Source organism: Streptomyces sp. NPDC014727 (genome assembly GCF_043083485.1).
GTDB lineage: Bacteria > Actinomycetota > Actinomycetes > Streptomycetales > Streptomycetaceae > Streptomyces.
On the sequence record NZ_JBIBYR010000033.1, the window covers coordinates 23,201 to 39,888 of the forward strand.

Genomic DNA, 16,688 nt, shown 5'->3' on the forward strand with positions numbered 1-16,688 from the left:
CGGGGGAGTAGGAAGCACCTTTGAGCACCTTCGACAACGCCACCGCAGACCGGCCCATCGGTCTCACCGCGCCCAGCGGCATCGACCGCGCGGCGCACCACCGCCTCGACGAGGCGTGGCTGTCCGCCGCCTGGAGCCACCCGACCACCCGTGTGTTCGTCGTCTCCGGTGGGCAGGTGCTGATCGACGACACGGCCGACGGCGGTACGGAGATCGTCATGACCCCGGCCTTCGAGGCCCCGGTCACCGAGACCCACCGCTACTTCCTCGGCACCGACGAGGACGGCGTCAGCTACTTCGCGCTCCAGAAGGACTCCCTGCCCGGCCGCATGGACCAGCCGGCCCGTCCGGCGGGTCTGCGCGAGGCCGGACTGCTGCTCGGCCCCCGCGACGCGGGCCTGATGGTGCACGCGGTGGCCCTGGAGAACTGGCAGCGCCTGCACCGCTTCTGCTCCCGCTGCGGCGAGCGCACGGTCATCGCGGCGGCCGGCCACATCCGGCGCTGCCCGGCCTGCGGCGCCGAGCACTACCCGCGGACGGACCCCGCGGTCATCATGCTGGTGACGGACGAGCAGGACCGCGCCCTGCTGGGCCGCCAGGTGCACTGGCCCGAGGGCCGCTTCTCGACGCTCGCGGGCTTCGTCGAGCCGGGGGAGTCGATCGAGCAGTCCGTGGCCCGCGAGGTCTTCGAGGAAGCGGGCGTCACGGTCGGCGAGGTCGAGTACATCGCCAGCCAGCCCTGGCCGTTCCCGTCCAGCCTGATGCTGGGCTTCATGGCGCGGGCGGCCTCCTCCGAGATCAATGTGGACGGCGAGGAGATCGAGGAGGCCCGCTGGTTCTCCCGTGAGGACCTGACGGCGGCCTTCGAGTCGGGCGAGATCATGCCCCCGTACGGCATCTCGATCGCGGCCCGCCTGATCGAACTCTGGTACGGCAAGCCGCTCCCGAAGCCGGGCGCCGTCGGCTGACGCGCCGGTCTGCATCGGCCGACCGACGGCTCACGAGATACGGGAACGCCCCCTCCGGCGCTGCTCGACCGGAGAGGGCGTTCCCGTACCGCGGAGCGGGTCAGGCGGCCAGTGCCTGCTTGACCTGGGCCAGGGACGGGTTCGTCATGACGGCCTCGATACCCGTGGAGCCGACCACCAGGACGGTGGGAACCGTCTGGTTGCCCCCGTTGGCCTTCTCGACGAAAGCGGCGGACTCCGGGTCCTGCTCGATGTTGATCTCGTTGTAGGCGATGCCCTCGCGGTCCATCTGGCCCTTGAGCCGACGGCAGTAGCCGCACCACGTGGTGCTGTACATCGTCACAGTGCCCGGCATGCTTCGCGCTCCCTTGTCTCATCAGTCTTCTCAGACCTGTCGTCTGACTCATCCATCTCATCCGTCACGCGGAGAAGCTGGAAAGTGCGTCGCCGCACGGAAAGGGAACGTACGCGAGCCGACCACCATTCCCGCTGCCGCCCCTCTGTCGCACGGCGGACCGGCCCCTGGCATCGAACCGTCACCTTCGTATCGAGGAGCACAACCTCGTACTTGGGGCCGCCACCTTCGTACCCCGCACCGCGACCCTCGTACGTCACCGCCACTTTCCTGCCCGGGACTGCGACCCCCGTACGGGACCCTCGTTCCCGCATGGGACCGCCACTCCCGCATTAGTACGACAGACGCTGCCCCCCTGTGGACAACCTTCGCACCGGCCTCTTGCGACCTGGCAGCATGGCGGGGTGACAGCAGCAACGCATTCCTCCCTCTTCCCGCAGGTCCCCGAGTCGGCCGACGCCGTGCTCGACGGCCTGGACCCCGAGCAGCGCGAGGTCGCCATGGCCCTGCACGGCCCGGTGTGTGTGCTGGCCGGAGCCGGTACGGGCAAGACGCGTGCGATCACCCATCGCATCGCCTACGGAGTGCGCGCCGGAATACTTCAGCCGACGAGCGTGCTCGCCGTCACGTTCACCAACCGGGCCGCGGGCGAGATGCGAGGACGGCTGCGCCAGCTCGGCGCGGGCGGAGTGCAGGCGCGGACGTTCCACTCCGCCGCCCTGCGCCAGCTCCAGTACTTCTGGCCGAAGGCGGTCGGTGGTGACCTGCCCCGGCTGCTGGAGCGCAAGGTCCAGCTGGTCGCCGAGGCCGCGGCCCGCTGCCGCATCCGGCTCGACCGCAACGAGTTGCGCGATGTCACCAGCGAGATCGAGTGGTCCAAAGTCACGCAGACCGTGCCCGCGGACTATCCGGCCGTGGTCGCCAAGATCCAGCGGGACGCCCCGCGCGACCCGGCCGAGATCTCCCAGATCTACGCGATGTACGAGCAGCTGAAGCGCGACCGCTCGGTGATCGACTTCGAGGACGTGCTGCTGCTGACCGTCGCCATCCTTCAGGACCGCCACGACATCGCCGATCACGTCCGCCGTCAGTACCAGCACTTCGTCGTCGACGAGTACCAGGACGTCAGTCCTCTCCAGCAGCGGCTGCTCGACCTCTGGCTCGGCGACCGGGACACCCTGTGCGTCGTGGGTGACGCCAGCCAGACGATCTACTCCTTCACCGGAGCAACCCCCGACCACCTGCTGAACTTCCGCACCCGCCACCCCAACGCGACGGTGGTCAAGCTGGTCCGGGACTACCGCTCCACCCCCCAGGTCGTCCATCTGGCCAACAGACTCCTCGGCCAGGCCCGCGGCCGGGCAGCCGAGCACCGGCTGGAACTGGTCTCGCAGCGCGAACCCGGCCCCGAACCCGTCTACACGGAGTACGCGGACGAGCCCGCGGAGGCGGAGGGCACCGCACGCCGCATCCGTGATCTGATCGCCGCGGGAGTCCCGGCCGGCGAGATCGCCGTGCTCTACCGGGTCAACTCCCAGTCCGAGGTCTACGAACAGGCCCTGGCCGACGCGGGCGTGCCGTACCAGCTGCGCGGAGCGGAGCGCTTCTTCGAACGGGCGGAGGTCCGCGAAGCGGGCGTCGCCCTGCGCGGCGCGGCCCGCGCAGGGGGCAACGACTCCCTGCTCGACGACGCGGAGGGGCTGCCGGCGGAGGTCCGCGCGGTGCTCTCCACCAAGGGGTGGACCACGGAGCCGCCCGCGGGATCCGGGGCGGTGCGGGACCGCTGGGAGTCCCTGGCCGCGCTGGTCCGGCTCGCCGAGGACTTCGAACAGGCCAAGCCGGGCGCGACGCTCTCCGATCTGGTGGCGGAGCTGGACGAGCGCGCCGCCGCCCAGCACGCCCCCACGGTCCAGGGGGTCACTCTCGCCTCGCTGCACTCGGCGAAGGGCCTGGAATGGGACGCGGTCTTTCTGGTCGGGCTGACCGAGGGCATGATGCCGATCACCTACGCCAAGACCGACGAGCAGATCGAGGAGGAGCGCCGACTGCTGTACGTCGGCGTCACACGAGCCCGCTTCCACCTCTCGCTGTCGTGGTCGCTGTCCCGCTCGCCCGGCGGCCGCGCCGGAAGGCGCCCGAGCCGTTTCCTCAGCGGACTGCGCCCCGGCTCCGTGCCGCTCGGTGCGCGCGGCACGGCTGGTGGCGGCGGAATCGAACGGGGCCCCGGCCCGGTCGCCAAGCGGGGTCGGCGTGGCCCTGCCCGGTGCCGGGTCTGCGGCAGGACTCTGACCGACGCGGGCGAGATGAAGCTGATGCGCTGCGACGACTGCCCCTCCGACATGGACGAGGCGCTGTACGAGCGGCTGCGCGACTGGCGGGCGGTCCGGGCGAAGGAGATCGGCCAGCCCGCGTACTGCGTGTTCACGGACAGGACACTGATGGCGATCGCCGAGGCGGTGCCGGGCAGCGCGGGTGAGCTGGCCGGTATCTCCGGCGTCGGCGCGCGGAAGCTGGACCGCTTCGGGACCGCGGTACTCGCCATTTGCGCAGGTGAGACGGTGGAGGACGAGCTTGCGGACGACGTTGACGAGGTGTGAGAAAAACTCGTCGAAAAAATAGTTTGCGCCCGCCCCAGTCATCACCATAGGTTCTTAACCACGGGAACAGCGACTTCTCTGAAGCCCTGGCCCTGTGCTGTACTTATCCGAATACGTAGGATCGGCCCGCCGGTCCCCCCGAGACGCCGAGAGGAGGCGATTGAAGTGATCAGCATCATCAAGACCAACAAAATGACCGATCTCTCGGTCGTCTCCGCCTGCTCGCTCGGCCTCGCCTGCTCTTCGAAGTCCTCGCTGCGTGGCACCGGTATGTCCGGCATTTCCGCCGTCAGCCCGCTGTCCCTGTCGAGCCTCCCCGTGCAGGAGCGCAATGAGCGACCGACCCAGGCACCGGCAGCAGCAGTAGCGAAGGGACAGGCCCAGGCCTATGCCTTTGCGGCCGTCGGTGCAGGAGCGGAATCCGGCGCCAAGAAGCAGATGACGCACCACACGATGTGGGCCTTCCGTGGGCCTGAACCCTGGAGTGATCCAGCCTGATTTATCGTCAGGCCGGCGCCTTCAGGGCCGCGGAACCCCACTCGGGATCCGCGGCCCTTTTGTTTTGTCCAAACGGACGAGACGGCGAGAAGGAGCCTCGGGACAAGCAACACCCGGTACCAGCCGCCCCCCGGCCAACAGGCCGGAACGACCAGACGAGGACACCACCCACCGTGCAACTCGAAGCGCACGCCCCGTCCGTACCGCCTTCCGACACGATCCCGCCGCCCGGCCTCACGGAGGACTCCGCCTTGACCCCCCTCACCGCGCTCACCGCGCTCGACGACGCCATCGAGAACCTCGGCGTGCCCGTGCCCTGCCGCTCCTACGACCCGGAGGTCTTCTTCGCCGAGTCGCCGGCCGACGTCGAGTACGCCAAGTCCCTCTGCCGCACCTGCCCGCTCGTCGAGGCGTGTCTCGCCGGCGCCAAGGAGCGCCGGGAGCCGTGGGGCGTCTGGGGCGGTGAGCTCTTCATCCAGGGCGTCGTCGTCGCTCGCAAGCGGCCGCGTGGTCGTCCGCGCAAGAACCCGGTCGCGGCGTGATCGCCGGACTGGGGGTCACGGCCCCCAAACCCATGAAGCGCGTCGGAACCATCGACCGTCCCCACACCCACGATCCCCGAAACCAGGCCCCGATGTCCGTCCCCACGAATGAGCCCGTCGGCTCCGCAACACCGAACGTCACCATCATCGGCGCGAACGACTCGCGTCAGAACAGGACCCGCGAGATGCAACTCATCCCAGAAGCCCTGGCGCGTGCGCATATGCACGACCGCCTGAGGGAAGCCGACACGCAACGCCAGGCCGTACGCCTGGTCGCCGCGCGCCGGATGCAGCGCCGGGCGGAGCGCGCCTCGATGCGCGCCCGCCGTGCGCTGGCCATGGCGGTCATGCACTAGTCAGGCCGAACTCCAGCAGCACCCGCTGCCGGGCAGCCGCTCTGCCCGGCAGCAGACAGTACCCACAGTCAGTACCCCTTCCGCGGGGCCGGTCCGGACGGACCGGCCCCGCGGTCGTGCTGTGTGGTGCCGCGCGGCACAGCGGCGACGGAGTTATCGTCACGAGGTGGACGAGGAGACTCATCACCGGATTCAGCACGTCGCACGCAGGGACGCAGCAGAGATCACGTGTGCTCTGTGCGACACCTCCGCCGACAGCGAGACCGCACCGCCGACCTGGATCTGCTCCGTGGAGAACGGCAGGCGCCAGTACTTCTGCGAGAAGTGCGCCCGCACCCACATCAGAGCCATCGAGAGCCGTCTCGACTCCGCCTGGTGGTGACGCCGGGTGGTGACAGCCCAAGGGGTGTCGCTCAGGGAGGGGACCGCCGGGCGACACAGCCGGGCAAGGAGCCCGAATCAGTCATGCGACGGCGTGATGCCCCGGGCTCCGCGCCAGGTGCCCGACCGCCTACGCGCCGATGGCCCCGTCGCCCGCCAACTCCTCGATCACGGACCCGTCCTGATCTTCGATCAGGAATCCCGGGAGCCAGGATTCGAGTTCGTCACGCAGCCGTACCGTCGCACCCAGCTGGCACAGCACCCCGATCGTGCTCAGCGTCACCCGATGTATCAGCAGATAGGCGGGCGGCAGATTCAGCTGCTTGCCCAACTGATGGGCGGGGGAGCGGGGGTCGGCGATCCGCGCCGCCTGATTGCGCATCCAGCTCCGGGTGAAGGTGAACTCCTCCACCTGAGCCGGCTCGATGATCGGGAGGAGGTAGTCGAGCACCGCATCCGGGTCGAGGTCGATCGAGTCCTTGACGAATCCCTCCCCGCGCAGGAGCTCGTACACCGTCACCGCCTCACCCGCCAGCGTCAGCCGCAGAGAGTTCCCGATGATCTGCGGCAGGCCGCCCGGCAGCCGGTCCACCGTGCCGAAGTCCATCACTCCGAGCCGCCACTGCCCGTCCTCGCCGGCCTCCGCGTCCGGAGGCAGCAGCCGGAAGTTGCCCGGATGCGGGTCCGCGTGGAGCAGACCGGTGCGCGCGGGCCCCGAGAAGAGAAAACGCGCCAGCAACTGACCGGCCCGGTCCCGCTGCTCCGGCGTGCCGTCCGCGATCACGTCGGCGAGCGGAACACCGTCCATCCACTCCGTCACCAGCACCTGATCGGACTGGTGCACCACACCGGGGATCACGACATCCGGGTCGGCGGCGAACTCCTCGGCATGGTGACGCTGCGACCGTGCCTCCTGTTCGTAGTCCAGTTCCTCCGCGACCCGGTCGCGCAGCTCCGTGATGAGCGGCTTGATGTCCATACCGGGGACCAACGGGCCGAGCAGCCGTGCGAACCTGCTGAGTTGAGTCAGATCCGAGAGCAGCGCCTCTCCGGCGCCCGGATACTGCACCTTCACCGCCACGTCCCGCCCGTCGTGCCACACCGCCCGGTGCACCTGGCCGATCGAGGCGGCGGCCGACGGCTTGTCCTCGAATTCGAGGAACAGTTCCTGCCAGTCCTCGCCGAGCCGTTCCTCCAGTACCGCGTGCACCGTGGCGCTGGGCAGGGGAGGTGCGGCTTCCTGCAGTTTCGTCAGCGCCGCCCGGTACGGTCCGGCGACCTCCTCCGGCAGTGCCGACTCGAAGACGGACAGGGCCTGACCCAGTTTCATCGCCCCGCCCTTCAACTCGCCCAGGACCTTGAAGAGCTGATCCGCGGTGCGCTGCTGCACCTCCCGGGCCACCAGCTCCGCCGACTTCCCACCGATCCGCTTGCCCAGACCCCACGTGGCGCGGCCGGCGAAGCCCAGTGGCAGGGCGGCCAATTTGGCGGTACGGGTGACCGCTTTCCGGGGAAGATCAGACATGAGCCCCTCCAAATCCCAGACTGCCGTACCGCGTGCGGCGGTTACCCGGCCATTGTGTCGTGCGCCGCGTCGACCGCGGAGGCGCGCTCCCTCTCAGTGTGCCCAGCCGCTCCGCAGGAGCAGTCGAGGTGCGCCGGGATCCGCTCGGACCGCCAGTCCAACAGAGGCAGCGCCGCTTCCCACCGGGTGCCCGTACTGGCGGGCAGCTCCCCGTCCAGAAAGGACAGCGCATGCGAGGCCGCGAGGCCTGCCACCGCCGTCGCCAGCGCCAGATCGCAGGCCTGCACGGCGGTGCGCCGCCCGGACTGCCACTGGGACAGCATCCTGGTCCACTGCTCGTCCCCATCCGCACGATCCAGCGCCAGACAGCCCGCGCATGCCGTACCCCCGGGCAGGACCAGGGGCCCGACCACTCCCGTCGCCTCCATCACTCCGGCATAGAGATGGGGTGTTCCCGAAGTGATCCAGGGTTCGGCCGTGCGCGGGTCGGGGACGTACACCCCGAGCCCGTCGCGAGGGGCGACCACGATCAGCGAGAGACCCGGCTCGCCACCCGCGGAGGAAGCCGCCGCTTCCGCTTCCCGAGGAGCCGAACCGGCGGCGGCTCTGCGCACCAGTTGCCGGGCTGCGGTGTCCCTGCGTTCCCCGACCGCTGCCGGTGGCAGTCCGCCGGGTGAGACGTCCCACGCCTCCGTGTGCCCGCCGTCCAGCACCTCCACCCGGCCCACTCCGGAACCGGACAGCACCGCCGCGATCGCGGCACCGACCCGCCCGGCGCCCCGGACCTGGACCCGCATCGCCCGGCGGGCGGCCAGCCGCCGCATCCCGCCGCCCGGCTCCGGATGCACGACGGAGAGCGACGCCAGATCGGGGCGGTGCCGCTCCAGGACACCGGACCGCTTCCGTAGCGCATCGATCTCGGGGCCGGCGGGCCGCACGTCGTCGATCAGGCCGGCCGCCGTCAAGCGCCCGACCAAAGTGTCCATTTGATGGTCCGACAGGTTCAGTGCCCGCGCTTCTTCGCGCAGCAGCGGAAGACCGCGCGTACCGTCGAGCAGTTCCAGAAAACAGCCCGTGGCGATATCCATCGGACCGAGCTTGACCGCATGAGCGGGTGTCACCCCGAATTGCACGGTGCCTTGGCCGCGCCAGGCGCGGCGCAGTGCGGGCTTCAACATCGGATGCACGGCTTCCCCCGGTCTGTGTTCCTTGATCTCTGTGCGTGGGCTGTGTCCGGATCTTCACGAGATCCGTTGTCAGAATGCAGGCAGCCGTCGAAGTGTGCAGAAAGTTATCCACAGGTGTGGGGTATTAGTCGTTCAAATGGTGCATGCCGCCGAGCGGATCACGCGCGAACCGTCCCGGAGGCGGGACTTCCCCCACTGACAACGGGTAACGTCGTGGCGTGCCCGCCGACCCGTCACCCGGAATCGCCGGGGAGTCCCGCGCGCGCAGCGCCGGAACCCATCAGCGCAGCGCGGCAGACCGTCCGCCCCGCGCCTCGGCAACGAGCGCGGTCGAGGTCCGCAGGAGCGACCGCCGCAGCAGAACGGTCTCCGCGTACCGGGAGGGGAACCGCACCATCGTGCTCATCCCCGCCCGGATGTCGGCGGCCGAGGAGCAGCGGTGGGTGAACGTGATGCTCGACAAACTCGCGGCCCAGGAGAGCAAACGCGTACTCGGCGACAGCGAACTCGCCGAGCGGGCCGAGCGGTTGTCCGCCCAGTATTTCGAGGGCCGGGCCAGACCCGTATCGGTGCGCTGGGTGACCAATCAGAACACCCGGTGGGGGTCCTGCACCCCGGCGGAGGGCAGCATCCGGCTGTCGCACCGGCTGCAGGGCATGCCCGAGTACGTCGTCGACTACGTACTGGCCCATGAACTGGCCCATCTGCTCGTCCCCGGCCACGGTCCACGCTTCTGGCGGCTGCTGGAGGCGTATCCGCGCACCGAACGCGCCCGCGGCTACCTGGAGGGCGTGGTGGCGGCCGACCGGCTGCCGCATCTGCCCGCCGCACGCGGTGAGTGACGTTCGGCGATTCTGTACCGGGTGTGTACCGGCTTGGCCCAACGTCGGAGATTGCGGTTAGCCTGGCGCGACGCATTCACATTCGGGATGGGGGACGGTCGTTACGCATGGCCAGGGAATTCCAACGCGGCCACAAGGCCAAGATCAGCGATCTCACACCGGGGACGGACCTGTACGTAGGTGTGCAGATCGCCGGCCCGGGACTGACCTTTGACATCAGCTGCTTCGGGCTCGATGCCAATGAGCAGCTCTCCGACGACCGGTATTTCATCTTCTTCAATCAGCCTAAATCGCCCGAGGAGTCCATTCAGCTCCTCGGCGCCCAGGCCGGTGACACCGAGTCGTTCCGCGTCACCCTGGACCGCATTCCGGCGAACATCCACAAGCTGTCGTTCACCGCCACGGTCGACGGCGCGGGTCAGATGTCCCAGGTCGGTCCCGGATACATCCGAATCGTCGCGGGCGGCGAAGAAGTCGTCAGGTACGCCTTCACCGGTTCGGAGTTCACCACCGAGCGCGCGGTGATGCTGGGCGACTTCTATCTGAAGGACGTCTGGCGGTTCGCCGCCGTCGGGCAGGGTTTCGACGGCGGTCTGGAAGCGCTGCTGAAGAACTTCGGTGGCGAGGTCGCCGAGGAGGAGCCGGCCGCACCTCAGCCGCAGGCCGCCGTCCCGTCGTTCGCGCCGCCCGCCCAGACCGCCGCACCGGCGCCCGCCCCGTCCTTCGGTGCTCCCGCCGCACCGCAGGCGCCCCAAGCTCCGCAGCCGGCCCCGTCCTTCGGCGCCCCCGCCCCCGCCCCGCAGCAACAGATCCACAACGCGCCGACGATAGCGGCACCGATGGCCCCGATGGCCCCGCAGGGCGGCACCGTTCCACCGCCCGCACCCGCGCCCGCGCCGTACGGACAACCGGGCGGGCAGCCGCAGTTCGGTCAGGTTCCCGGCCGACCCGCGCCGGCGGCACCCTATGGCCAGCAGACTCCCGCCCCGTACGGCCAGCCGGCTCCCGCGCCCTACGGCCAGCCGGCTCCGGCTCCGTACGGGCAGCAGTCTCCCGGCATGGCCCCGGGGGTTCCGCAAGGCGTGCCGCAGTCCGGTGGCGGGCTTCAGGCGGCCGTCAACCTCTACAAGGAGGTGCCGACGGGCCGGCGCTGGACGGCGCAGAACAAGCAACTGGTGCGTGTCGACCTCGGGGAGGACGGCGCCCCCGTCCTGGCCCGTCAGGGCAGCATGGTCATGTACCAGGGCAAGGTCGACTTCGGCTACAAGGGAGCGGGCTTCGCAGGCCGGATCGTCGGGAACGCCACGGGCCAGGAGATGCAGCTCATGCGCTGCACCGGCCGCGGCCAGATCTTCCTCGCGGAGGACAGCGCCCATCTGCACCCCATCGAGCTGCAGGGCGACAGCATCTGCGTCTCCGCCGAGCGTGTCCTCGCCTTCGACGAGTCCCTTCAGTACGAGGTGCGGAGGATCGAAGGGCACGGCATCCCGGGCGGCGCGCTGTTCACGATGCTCTTCCAGGGAACCGGCACGGTCGTGGTGATGACGCACGGCACTCCGGTCGTCCTGCCCGTGACGCCCACGACCTTCGCCGACAGCGACGCGATCGTGGCCTGGTCCGCCGCATCGCAGGTCATCGTCTCCAGCCAGGTGCGGCTGCGCTACAACGCCTACCCGGGACACAGCGGGGAGTCGGTGAACCTTCAGTTCCGGGGCGCCCCGGGCAACTTCATCGTCGTTCAGCCGTACGAGGTCTGAGGAAGCCGAGGAATGAACCAGCAGCTCGCGGGGTACGCCCCCGCACCTGTCACAGCCCGTATGGAGAATCACGGCAGCGCCATGCTGAAGGTGGCCATGGCCACGGGGCAGGACCTCCTCGCCCGGGTGGGCTCGATGGTCGCGTACGAGGGATTCATCCAGTACGAACCGAATCCGCCCGCCGTACGTCAGATCGCCCGTGACTGGATCACCGGTGAGGGTGCCCCGCTCATGAAGTGCAGCGGGGACGGACTGCTGTACCTGGCCGACTACGGTGCCCATGTCGTCGTCGTTCACCTCAACGATGAGGCGCTGTCGGTCAACGGCACGAACGTCCTCGCCTTCGACGCCCAGCTCCAGTGGGGCGTCGAGCGCGTCAAGGGGATGGCCAAGTTCGCCGGCCAGGGCCTGTGGAACGTGTCCGTCTCGGGCACCGGCTGGGTCGCCCTGACCTCGCGCGGAACCCCTGTCGTCGTCAACTGCGGCAGCGGCGAGGACGAGACGTATGTCGACCCCGACGCGCTGGTGGCCTGGTCCCCGAACCTCAAGGTGAAGGGCAAGCGCAGCTTCAAGGCGGCCTCCTTGATCGGCCGCGGCAGCGGCGAGGCATTTCAGATGGCCTTCTCCGGTCAGGGCATCGTCGTCGTACAGCCGAGCGAGGACAGCACCGACCGCCTGCGGGCCCGGGGCTGAGGGGAGCGAGAAGACACCATGCAGAGTCCGCTTTTCCACCACACCGAACAGCAGTCCGCGGACCGCTACGTCCTGCAGAACGAGCAGATGCTCCGGGTGACGCTGGGCGGTCACGACGACATCCTGGCCCGCAAGGGCAGCATGGTCGCGTACCAGGGACTGGTCGAGTTCGACGGGGAGTACCAGTCACGGGGCCAGAGCCACTCCCGCGCCCACACCGGTGAAGGCCTCGATCTCATGCGGTGCTCCGGCCAGGGCACCGTCTTCCTCGCCAACCTCGCGCAGTACGTGCACGTGGTGGACGTCGACCACGACGGGCTGACCGTCGACAGCGCCTATGTCCTCGCACTGGACTCGGGGCTGCATCACGAGGTCATCGCGGTGGACAGTCAGTACGGCATCGCCGGCACCGGCAAGTACCAGCTCAACATCTCCGGGACCGGCAAGGTCGCCCTGATGACCTCCGGTCAGCCGCTGATGATGCAGGTCACGCCGGACAAGTACGTCAACGCCGACGCCGACGCGATTGTCGCCTGGTCCAGTTCTCTGCGGGTGCAGATGCAGGCCCAGACGCACTCTTCGGGCGTCTGGCGGCGGCGCGGAAACACCGGCGAGGGCTGGGAGCTCAGCTTCCTCGGCCAAGGCTTCGCCCTGGTCCAGCCGAGCGAGGTGCTGCCTCCGCAGAGCGCCCAGATCGGCCAGGGAATCCGTGCGCAGTACGGGATGGGCCAGCAGGGCGCCCACGGCCAGAACCAGAACAACGCCTGGAACTGACCACGAACGACGCACCGGTACGGGCGAGGGGCGGTCTCCGTGGAGACCGCCCCTCGCCCGTACCGGCATTTCGTCGCTACCGGCGCTGCTCCAGCGCGGCGCGGGCCCGCGTCATCAGCTGTACGACCGAGGTGTCGGCCACCGACGCGACCTCGTCGTACGCGAACCAGCGCAGGTCCAGCGACTCGTCGCTGATCTGCTCCGTCGCACCCGTCGGTGCCACCGCCGCGTACTGCACGTCCAGATGCCAGTGGCAGGGCGCGGGGATCCGATGGCGGTCCAGCGTCACCGGGCCGCCCGCCAGCAGGGTGAGGCCGCTGATACCGGACTCCTCGGTGGCCTCGCGCAGCGCCGCGGCGGCCAGCGTGGTGTCCTGTCGTTCACAGTGGCCGCCCAGCTGGAGCCACATCCGCAGCTTGCGGTGCAGGGTGAGCAGCACGCGCCCGCGCTCCGGGTCGACGACCAGTGCGCTGGCTGTCAGATGTCCGGCTCCGCAGGCCTTCCACATGCCGTCGGGATGCTCTGCCAGATGGTCCAGATAGACCTGGCGCAGTGCCTCCTGGGCCGGATCCAGCGGGTTCTCGTACCCCTTCAGTACGAGAACGGCGTCGTCGTACAGGCTCACCGGTCGCTGTCGCCCTTGCCTTCGCTTTCATGGTCGCCGGTTCCCTCGGCGCCGGGCCCGTCCGTGTCGGCCCCGGGCTTCTGCGGACCCTTCGCGGCCTCGCCGAGCATCTTGTCCAGCTCGGAGAAGTCCAGCTGCTCGTGGTGCACAAACCCGTCCGGATCGTCCAGGTCCTGGGCGGTCGGCAGCATGTCGGGGTGCTCCCACAAGGCGTCACGCCCGTCGAGACCGCGGGCGTCCGTGAGCGACGCCCACAGGCGCGAGGCGTCGCGCAGCCGCCGCGGACGCAGCTGAAGGCCGATGAGCGTGGCGAACGTCTGCTCGGCCGGCCCACCGGAGGCGCGGCGCCTGCGCATGGTCTCGCGCAGCGCGTCCGCCGAGGTCAGACGGGACTTCGCGGCCTCGTGCACCACAGCGTCCACCCAGCCCTCGACCAGTGCGAGCGCCGTCTCCAGCCTGGCCAGGGCGGCCTTCTGCTCCGGTGTGTCCTCCGGCTGGAACATGCCCTGTTGGAGGGCGTCCTGCAACTGCTCGGGCTGTGACGGATCGAACTGGCCGACCACGTCCTCCAGCTTGCTCGTGTCGACCTTGATACCGCGGGCGTATCCCTCGACGGCGCCGAACAGATGGGAGCGCAGCCACGGAACATGAGCGAAGAGCCGCTGGTGGGCGGCCTCGCGCAGGGCGAGATACAGCCGCACCTCGTCCTGCGGCACGCTGAGGTCCTTGCCGAACCTCTCGACGTTCAACGGAAGGAGCGCGGCCTTGCCCGCCGGGCCCAGCGGCAGCCCGATGTCGGTCGAACCGACCACCTCGCCCGCAAGCACGCCGACGGCCTGCCCGATCTGCTGGCCGAACATCGCGCCGCCCATCGACCGCATCATGCCGATCAGCGGGCCCGCCATCGCCTGCATCTCCTCGGGCAGCACATCGCCCATGGCCAGACCGACGCGCTCGGCCACCGGGTCGACCAGCTTCTGCCAGGCGGGGAGGGACGCCTCGACCCACTCCGCGCGGCTCCACGCCACGGTGGAGACCGAACCGGAGGGCAGCGACGTCACACCGTCCAGCCAGAGGTCGGCCAGCCGCAGCGCCTCGTCGACCGCGGACCGCTCCGACGGGCCCACGCTCGCGTCCTTGGTGCCGTCCGGTGTGCCCTGCGAGACCGTCTGGCGGGCGATCTGCTTGGCCATGTCCCAGTTCACGGGGCCGCCCTCGTAGCTCAGCATCTGGCCGAGTTGCTGGAAGGCCGCCCCCAGGTCGTTGGGGTTCATCGTGCCGAACATCGCCGCGAACGGGTTGTCCGCGCCCGCGCCCGGACCGAATCCGAACGGGTTCGCCGGCCCGCCCGAACCCTGCCCACCTCCGGTGGGGTCCTTCTTCTTGCCCTCGTCGCCGTGCTCCGGCTCCTCCGGCGGAAGGCCGAATCCGAATGGGGTGTCACTCACGGGTTTCCTCGGCTCGTAGGGCCGCCGGCTCGAACCGACGGCGACTGCCCGACATCACCATCCAGCGTAGACACCAAAACTCCGCTCGGGGCCTCGGTGCTCCGCCGGCTCCCGGCCTGCGGCAGGATGGACGCCACCTGGTACGTACGCGTCATTCGGGTACGTACTGAAGACAACCGCTGGAGACGCCCGGTGAGTTCCCCAGATCCTCAGGTTCGCGCAGCGCGAAACCTGTCCGACCCCTCGACCGCGGACAAGCCCGCAAAAAGCCGCTCCAGGAACCGTGGCCCCGTCGTCGCGGTCACCGGTGCCGCGGGCGGCGTCGGTGAACTGCTCACCGCCCGCCTCGCGGCATCCGAGGAGATCAAGCAGGTCATCGCCATCGATGAACGCCGCGGAGACGTCTCCGAGGCGACCTGGCACATCCTCGACGTCCGGGACCCCGCGATCGCGGAGAAGCTGCGTGGCGCAGATGTCGTGGTGCATCTGGCACTCGATCTCGACCTGGAGACCGACCCCGCGGCCCGTACCGCCTACAACGTCCGCGGCACCCAGACCGTGCTGACGGCCGCCGCGGCCGTGGGCGTCCACCGGGTCGTGCTGTGCACCTCGGCGATGGTCTACGGAGCGCTGCCCGACAACGACATCCCGCTCGCCGAGGACGCCGAGCTGCGCGCCACGGCCGAGGCCACAGGCGTGGGCGACCTCCTGGAGATCGAACGGCTCGGCCGTCGCGCCCCCCGTGCCCACCCGGGGCTCAACGTGACCGTGGTCCGGCCGACCGTCCTGGTCGGCGGCACCGACACCGCGCTGACCCGCTATTTCGAGTCGCCCCGCCTCCTGGTCGTCGCCGGATCCCGGCCCACCTGGCAGTTCTGCCACGTCGACGACCTGGTCACGGCCCTGGAGTACGCGGCGCTGGAGAAGATCGACGGCGAGTTCGCGGTCGGCTGCGACGGCTGGCTGGAACAGGAGGAGGTCGAGGAGCTCAGCGGCGTCCGCCGGATGGAGCTTCCCTCCGCCGTGGCCCTCGGCGCCGCGGCCCGGCTGCACCGGATCGGCCTCACCCCGTCCCCGGCGGGTGATCTGGCATACACCATGCACCCCTGGGTGGTGAGCGTGAGCCGGCTGCACGACGCGGGCTGGCGCCCGAGCTGGACCAACGAGGAGGTGCTCGCCGCGCTCCTCGAGGAGGTCGAGGGCCGGCACACCGTTGCTGGGCGTCGTCTCGGCCGCAAGGACGCCACGGCGGCGGGCGCCGCCGGGGCGACCGTGGCGCTGCTCGGCACCGCCGCCCTGGTCCGCCGCGCCCGCAAGGCCCGCCGCCGCATCTGAGGCAGTCCCGCGCTCCCTGAAGGATCGGCCCGCGGAGCCGGATGCCGTGCGGCACAAAGCGCAGGAGCGTCCTCCTGCCGGGCGCGGCCGGACGGCCCGACGCCTCGACGGGCTGCCGCGGCCGTCGTCGTACGCCCGCCGGAGATCAGGGACGGCCCCGGCGGGAGCTCGGGACGTCTGTAGAAGGCTCCAAGGTCAGGGGCGGTCCGCCGGTGGAAAACGCTATTCCGGGATGTCGGTGCGGTACGGCACCATGGGCCCATGGCTCCCACCCACGACCACCCCGGCGAGCAGGCGGCGATCGACCCCATCCGGCTGCTGGCCATCCGCGACACGCCGTTGTCGGTCGACGAGATCTTCCGGGCCGTCGGGGACGACGCCGCGGGCGGCACCGCGCTCTTCGTCGGCACGGTCCGCAACCACGACGGTGGTCAGGACGTCGGTGCGCTCGGCTACTCCTGCCATCCCTCGGCGCAGGACGAGATGCGCCGGGTGGCCGAGAAGGTGGTAGCGGAATTCCCGGTCCGGGCGCTGGCCGCCGTCCACCGAGTGGGTGACCTCCAAGTGGGCGATCTCGCCGTGGTCGTCGCCGTCTCCTGCCCGCATCGCGCGGAGGCGTTCGAGGCGTGCCGCAAGCTCATCGACGACCTCAAGCACGAGGTGCCGATCTGGAAGCACCAGCGTTTTTCGGACGGCACCGAGGAGTGGGTCGGAGCCTGCTGAGTGCAAGCCGATCGGGTGGTCATCCGCCCCGATTTGCGTAACCGCCCCCCTGCCGTGAGCGTTGATCCTGCAGATGGTTAAT

At 69.9% G+C, this 16,688-nt stretch carries 17 protein-coding genes; 12 read left to right on the plus strand and 5 right to left on the minus strand.

All coding sequences use genetic code 11. From position 1 onward, the window contains the following. The first annotated feature begins 20 nt into the window (after positions 1 to 20). Positions 21 to 968, plus strand: a complete 948-nt coding sequence (gene nudC, locus ACF1B9_RS32830; RefSeq protein ID WP_391741620.1) for an NAD(+) diphosphatase — start codon at positions 21 to 23, stop codon at positions 966 to 968. Between the two features lie 100 nt (positions 969 to 1,068). On the opposite strand, the gene ACF1B9_RS32835 is transcribed toward nudC, so the two are convergent. Further along, positions 1,069 to 1,323: a mycoredoxin gene (locus ACF1B9_RS32835; protein ID WP_391741622.1), complete on the minus strand. Its 255-nt coding sequence runs from the start codon at positions 1,321 to 1,323 to the stop codon at positions 1,069 to 1,071. A gap of 404 nt (positions 1,324 to 1,727) precedes the next feature. On the opposite strand from ACF1B9_RS32835, the gene ACF1B9_RS32840 reads away from it, so the two are divergent. From ACF1B9_RS32840 to ACF1B9_RS32860, 5 genes are all read left to right on the plus strand, one after another. Next, positions 1,728 to 3,920 (plus strand): ATP-dependent DNA helicase UvrD2, encoded by a 2,193-nt coding sequence (locus ACF1B9_RS32840; protein ID WP_391741624.1) that lies wholly within the window; start codon positions 1,728 to 1,730, stop codon positions 3,918 to 3,920. A gap of 165 nt (positions 3,921 to 4,085) precedes the next feature. Next, positions 4,086 to 4,418 carry a hypothetical protein gene (locus ACF1B9_RS32845; RefSeq protein ID WP_351075454.1) on the plus strand — a complete coding sequence of 111 codons (333 nt, stop codon included), beginning with the start codon at positions 4,086 to 4,088 and terminating at the stop codon, positions 4,416 to 4,418. Positions 4,419 to 4,591: 173 nt separating this feature from the next. Next, positions 4,592 to 4,960, plus strand: coding sequence for a WhiB family transcriptional regulator (locus ACF1B9_RS32850; protein WP_351075452.1), 369 nt, complete (start codon positions 4,592 to 4,594; stop codon positions 4,958 to 4,960). Positions 4,961 to 4,992: 32 nt separating this feature from the next. Further along, entirely contained in the window at positions 4,993 to 5,316 is a 324-nt protein-coding gene (locus ACF1B9_RS32855; RefSeq protein WP_391741897.1) for a hypothetical protein, read from the plus strand. A gap of 166 nt (positions 5,317 to 5,482) precedes the next feature. Further along, positions 5,483 to 5,698, plus strand: a complete 216-nt coding sequence (locus ACF1B9_RS32860) for a hypothetical protein (RefSeq protein ID WP_376286697.1) — start codon at positions 5,483 to 5,485, stop codon at positions 5,696 to 5,698. Between the two features lie 129 nt (positions 5,699 to 5,827). Here ACF1B9_RS32860 and ACF1B9_RS32865 read toward each other — a convergent pair whose 3' ends face one another. Further along, positions 5,828 to 7,222 (minus strand): ABC1 kinase family protein, encoded by a 1,395-nt coding sequence (locus ACF1B9_RS32865; protein ID WP_391741625.1) that lies wholly within the window; start codon positions 7,220 to 7,222, stop codon positions 5,828 to 5,830. A gap of 41 nt (positions 7,223 to 7,263) precedes the next feature. Then, on the minus strand, positions 7,264 to 8,409 hold the full coding sequence (locus ACF1B9_RS32870) for a ThiF family adenylyltransferase (RefSeq protein ID WP_391741626.1): 1,146 nt from the start codon (positions 8,407 to 8,409) through the stop codon (positions 7,264 to 7,266). Between the two features lie 218 nt (positions 8,410 to 8,627). Here ACF1B9_RS32870 and ACF1B9_RS32875 point away from each other — a divergent pair, with 218 nt between their 5' ends. The 4 genes from ACF1B9_RS32875 to ACF1B9_RS32890 all read left to right on the plus strand — a co-directional run bounded on the left by ACF1B9_RS32875 (position 8,628) and on the right by ACF1B9_RS32890 (position 12,475). Next, a complete protein-coding gene (locus ACF1B9_RS32875) occupies positions 8,628 to 9,251 on the plus strand; it encodes a M48 family metallopeptidase (protein WP_391741627.1) in 624 nt (207 codons plus the stop codon). Between the two features lie 107 nt (positions 9,252 to 9,358). Continuing rightward, positions 9,359 to 11,008 carry a TerD family protein gene (locus ACF1B9_RS32880; RefSeq protein ID WP_391741629.1) on the plus strand — a complete coding sequence of 550 codons (1,650 nt, stop codon included), beginning with the start codon at positions 9,359 to 9,361 and terminating at the stop codon, positions 11,006 to 11,008. A 12-nt stretch (positions 11,009 to 11,020) separates the two neighbouring features. Next, positions 11,021 to 11,701 carry an AIM24 family protein gene (locus tag ACF1B9_RS32885; RefSeq protein ID WP_391741630.1) on the plus strand — a complete coding sequence of 227 codons (681 nt, stop codon included), beginning with the start codon at positions 11,021 to 11,023 and terminating at the stop codon, positions 11,699 to 11,701. Positions 11,702 to 11,719: 18 nt separating this feature from the next. Then, a complete protein-coding gene (locus tag ACF1B9_RS32890; RefSeq protein ID WP_391741631.1) occupies positions 11,720 to 12,475 on the plus strand; it encodes an AIM24 family protein in 756 nt (251 codons plus the stop codon). A 76-nt stretch (positions 12,476 to 12,551) separates the two neighbouring features. On the opposite strand, the gene ACF1B9_RS32895 is transcribed toward ACF1B9_RS32890, so the two are convergent. After that, positions 12,552 to 13,100, minus strand: a complete 549-nt coding sequence (locus ACF1B9_RS32895; RefSeq protein WP_391741633.1) for an NUDIX hydrolase — start codon at positions 13,098 to 13,100, stop codon at positions 12,552 to 12,554. Then, positions 13,097 to 14,548: a zinc-dependent metalloprotease gene (locus ACF1B9_RS32900; protein WP_391741634.1), complete on the minus strand. Its 1,452-nt coding sequence runs from the start codon at positions 14,546 to 14,548 to the stop codon at positions 13,097 to 13,099. The genes ACF1B9_RS32895 and ACF1B9_RS32900 overlap by 4 nt, the downstream gene beginning before the upstream one ends. Positions 14,549 to 14,740: 192 nt before the next feature. Between ACF1B9_RS32900 and ACF1B9_RS32905 the strand changes: the two genes are divergently transcribed. Together ACF1B9_RS32905 and ACF1B9_RS32910 are read left to right on the plus strand one after the other, a co-directional pair. Then, positions 14,741 to 15,883, plus strand: a complete 1,143-nt coding sequence (locus tag ACF1B9_RS32905; protein ID WP_391741635.1) for an SDR family oxidoreductase — start codon at positions 14,741 to 14,743, stop codon at positions 15,881 to 15,883. 261 nt (positions 15,884 to 16,144) lie between these two features. Beyond that, on the plus strand, positions 16,145 to 16,606 hold the full coding sequence (locus tag ACF1B9_RS32910; RefSeq protein WP_391741636.1) for a molybdenum cofactor biosynthesis protein MoaE: 462 nt from the start codon (positions 16,145 to 16,147) through the stop codon (positions 16,604 to 16,606). The last annotated feature ends 82 nt before the right edge of the window (positions 16,607 to 16,688 follow it).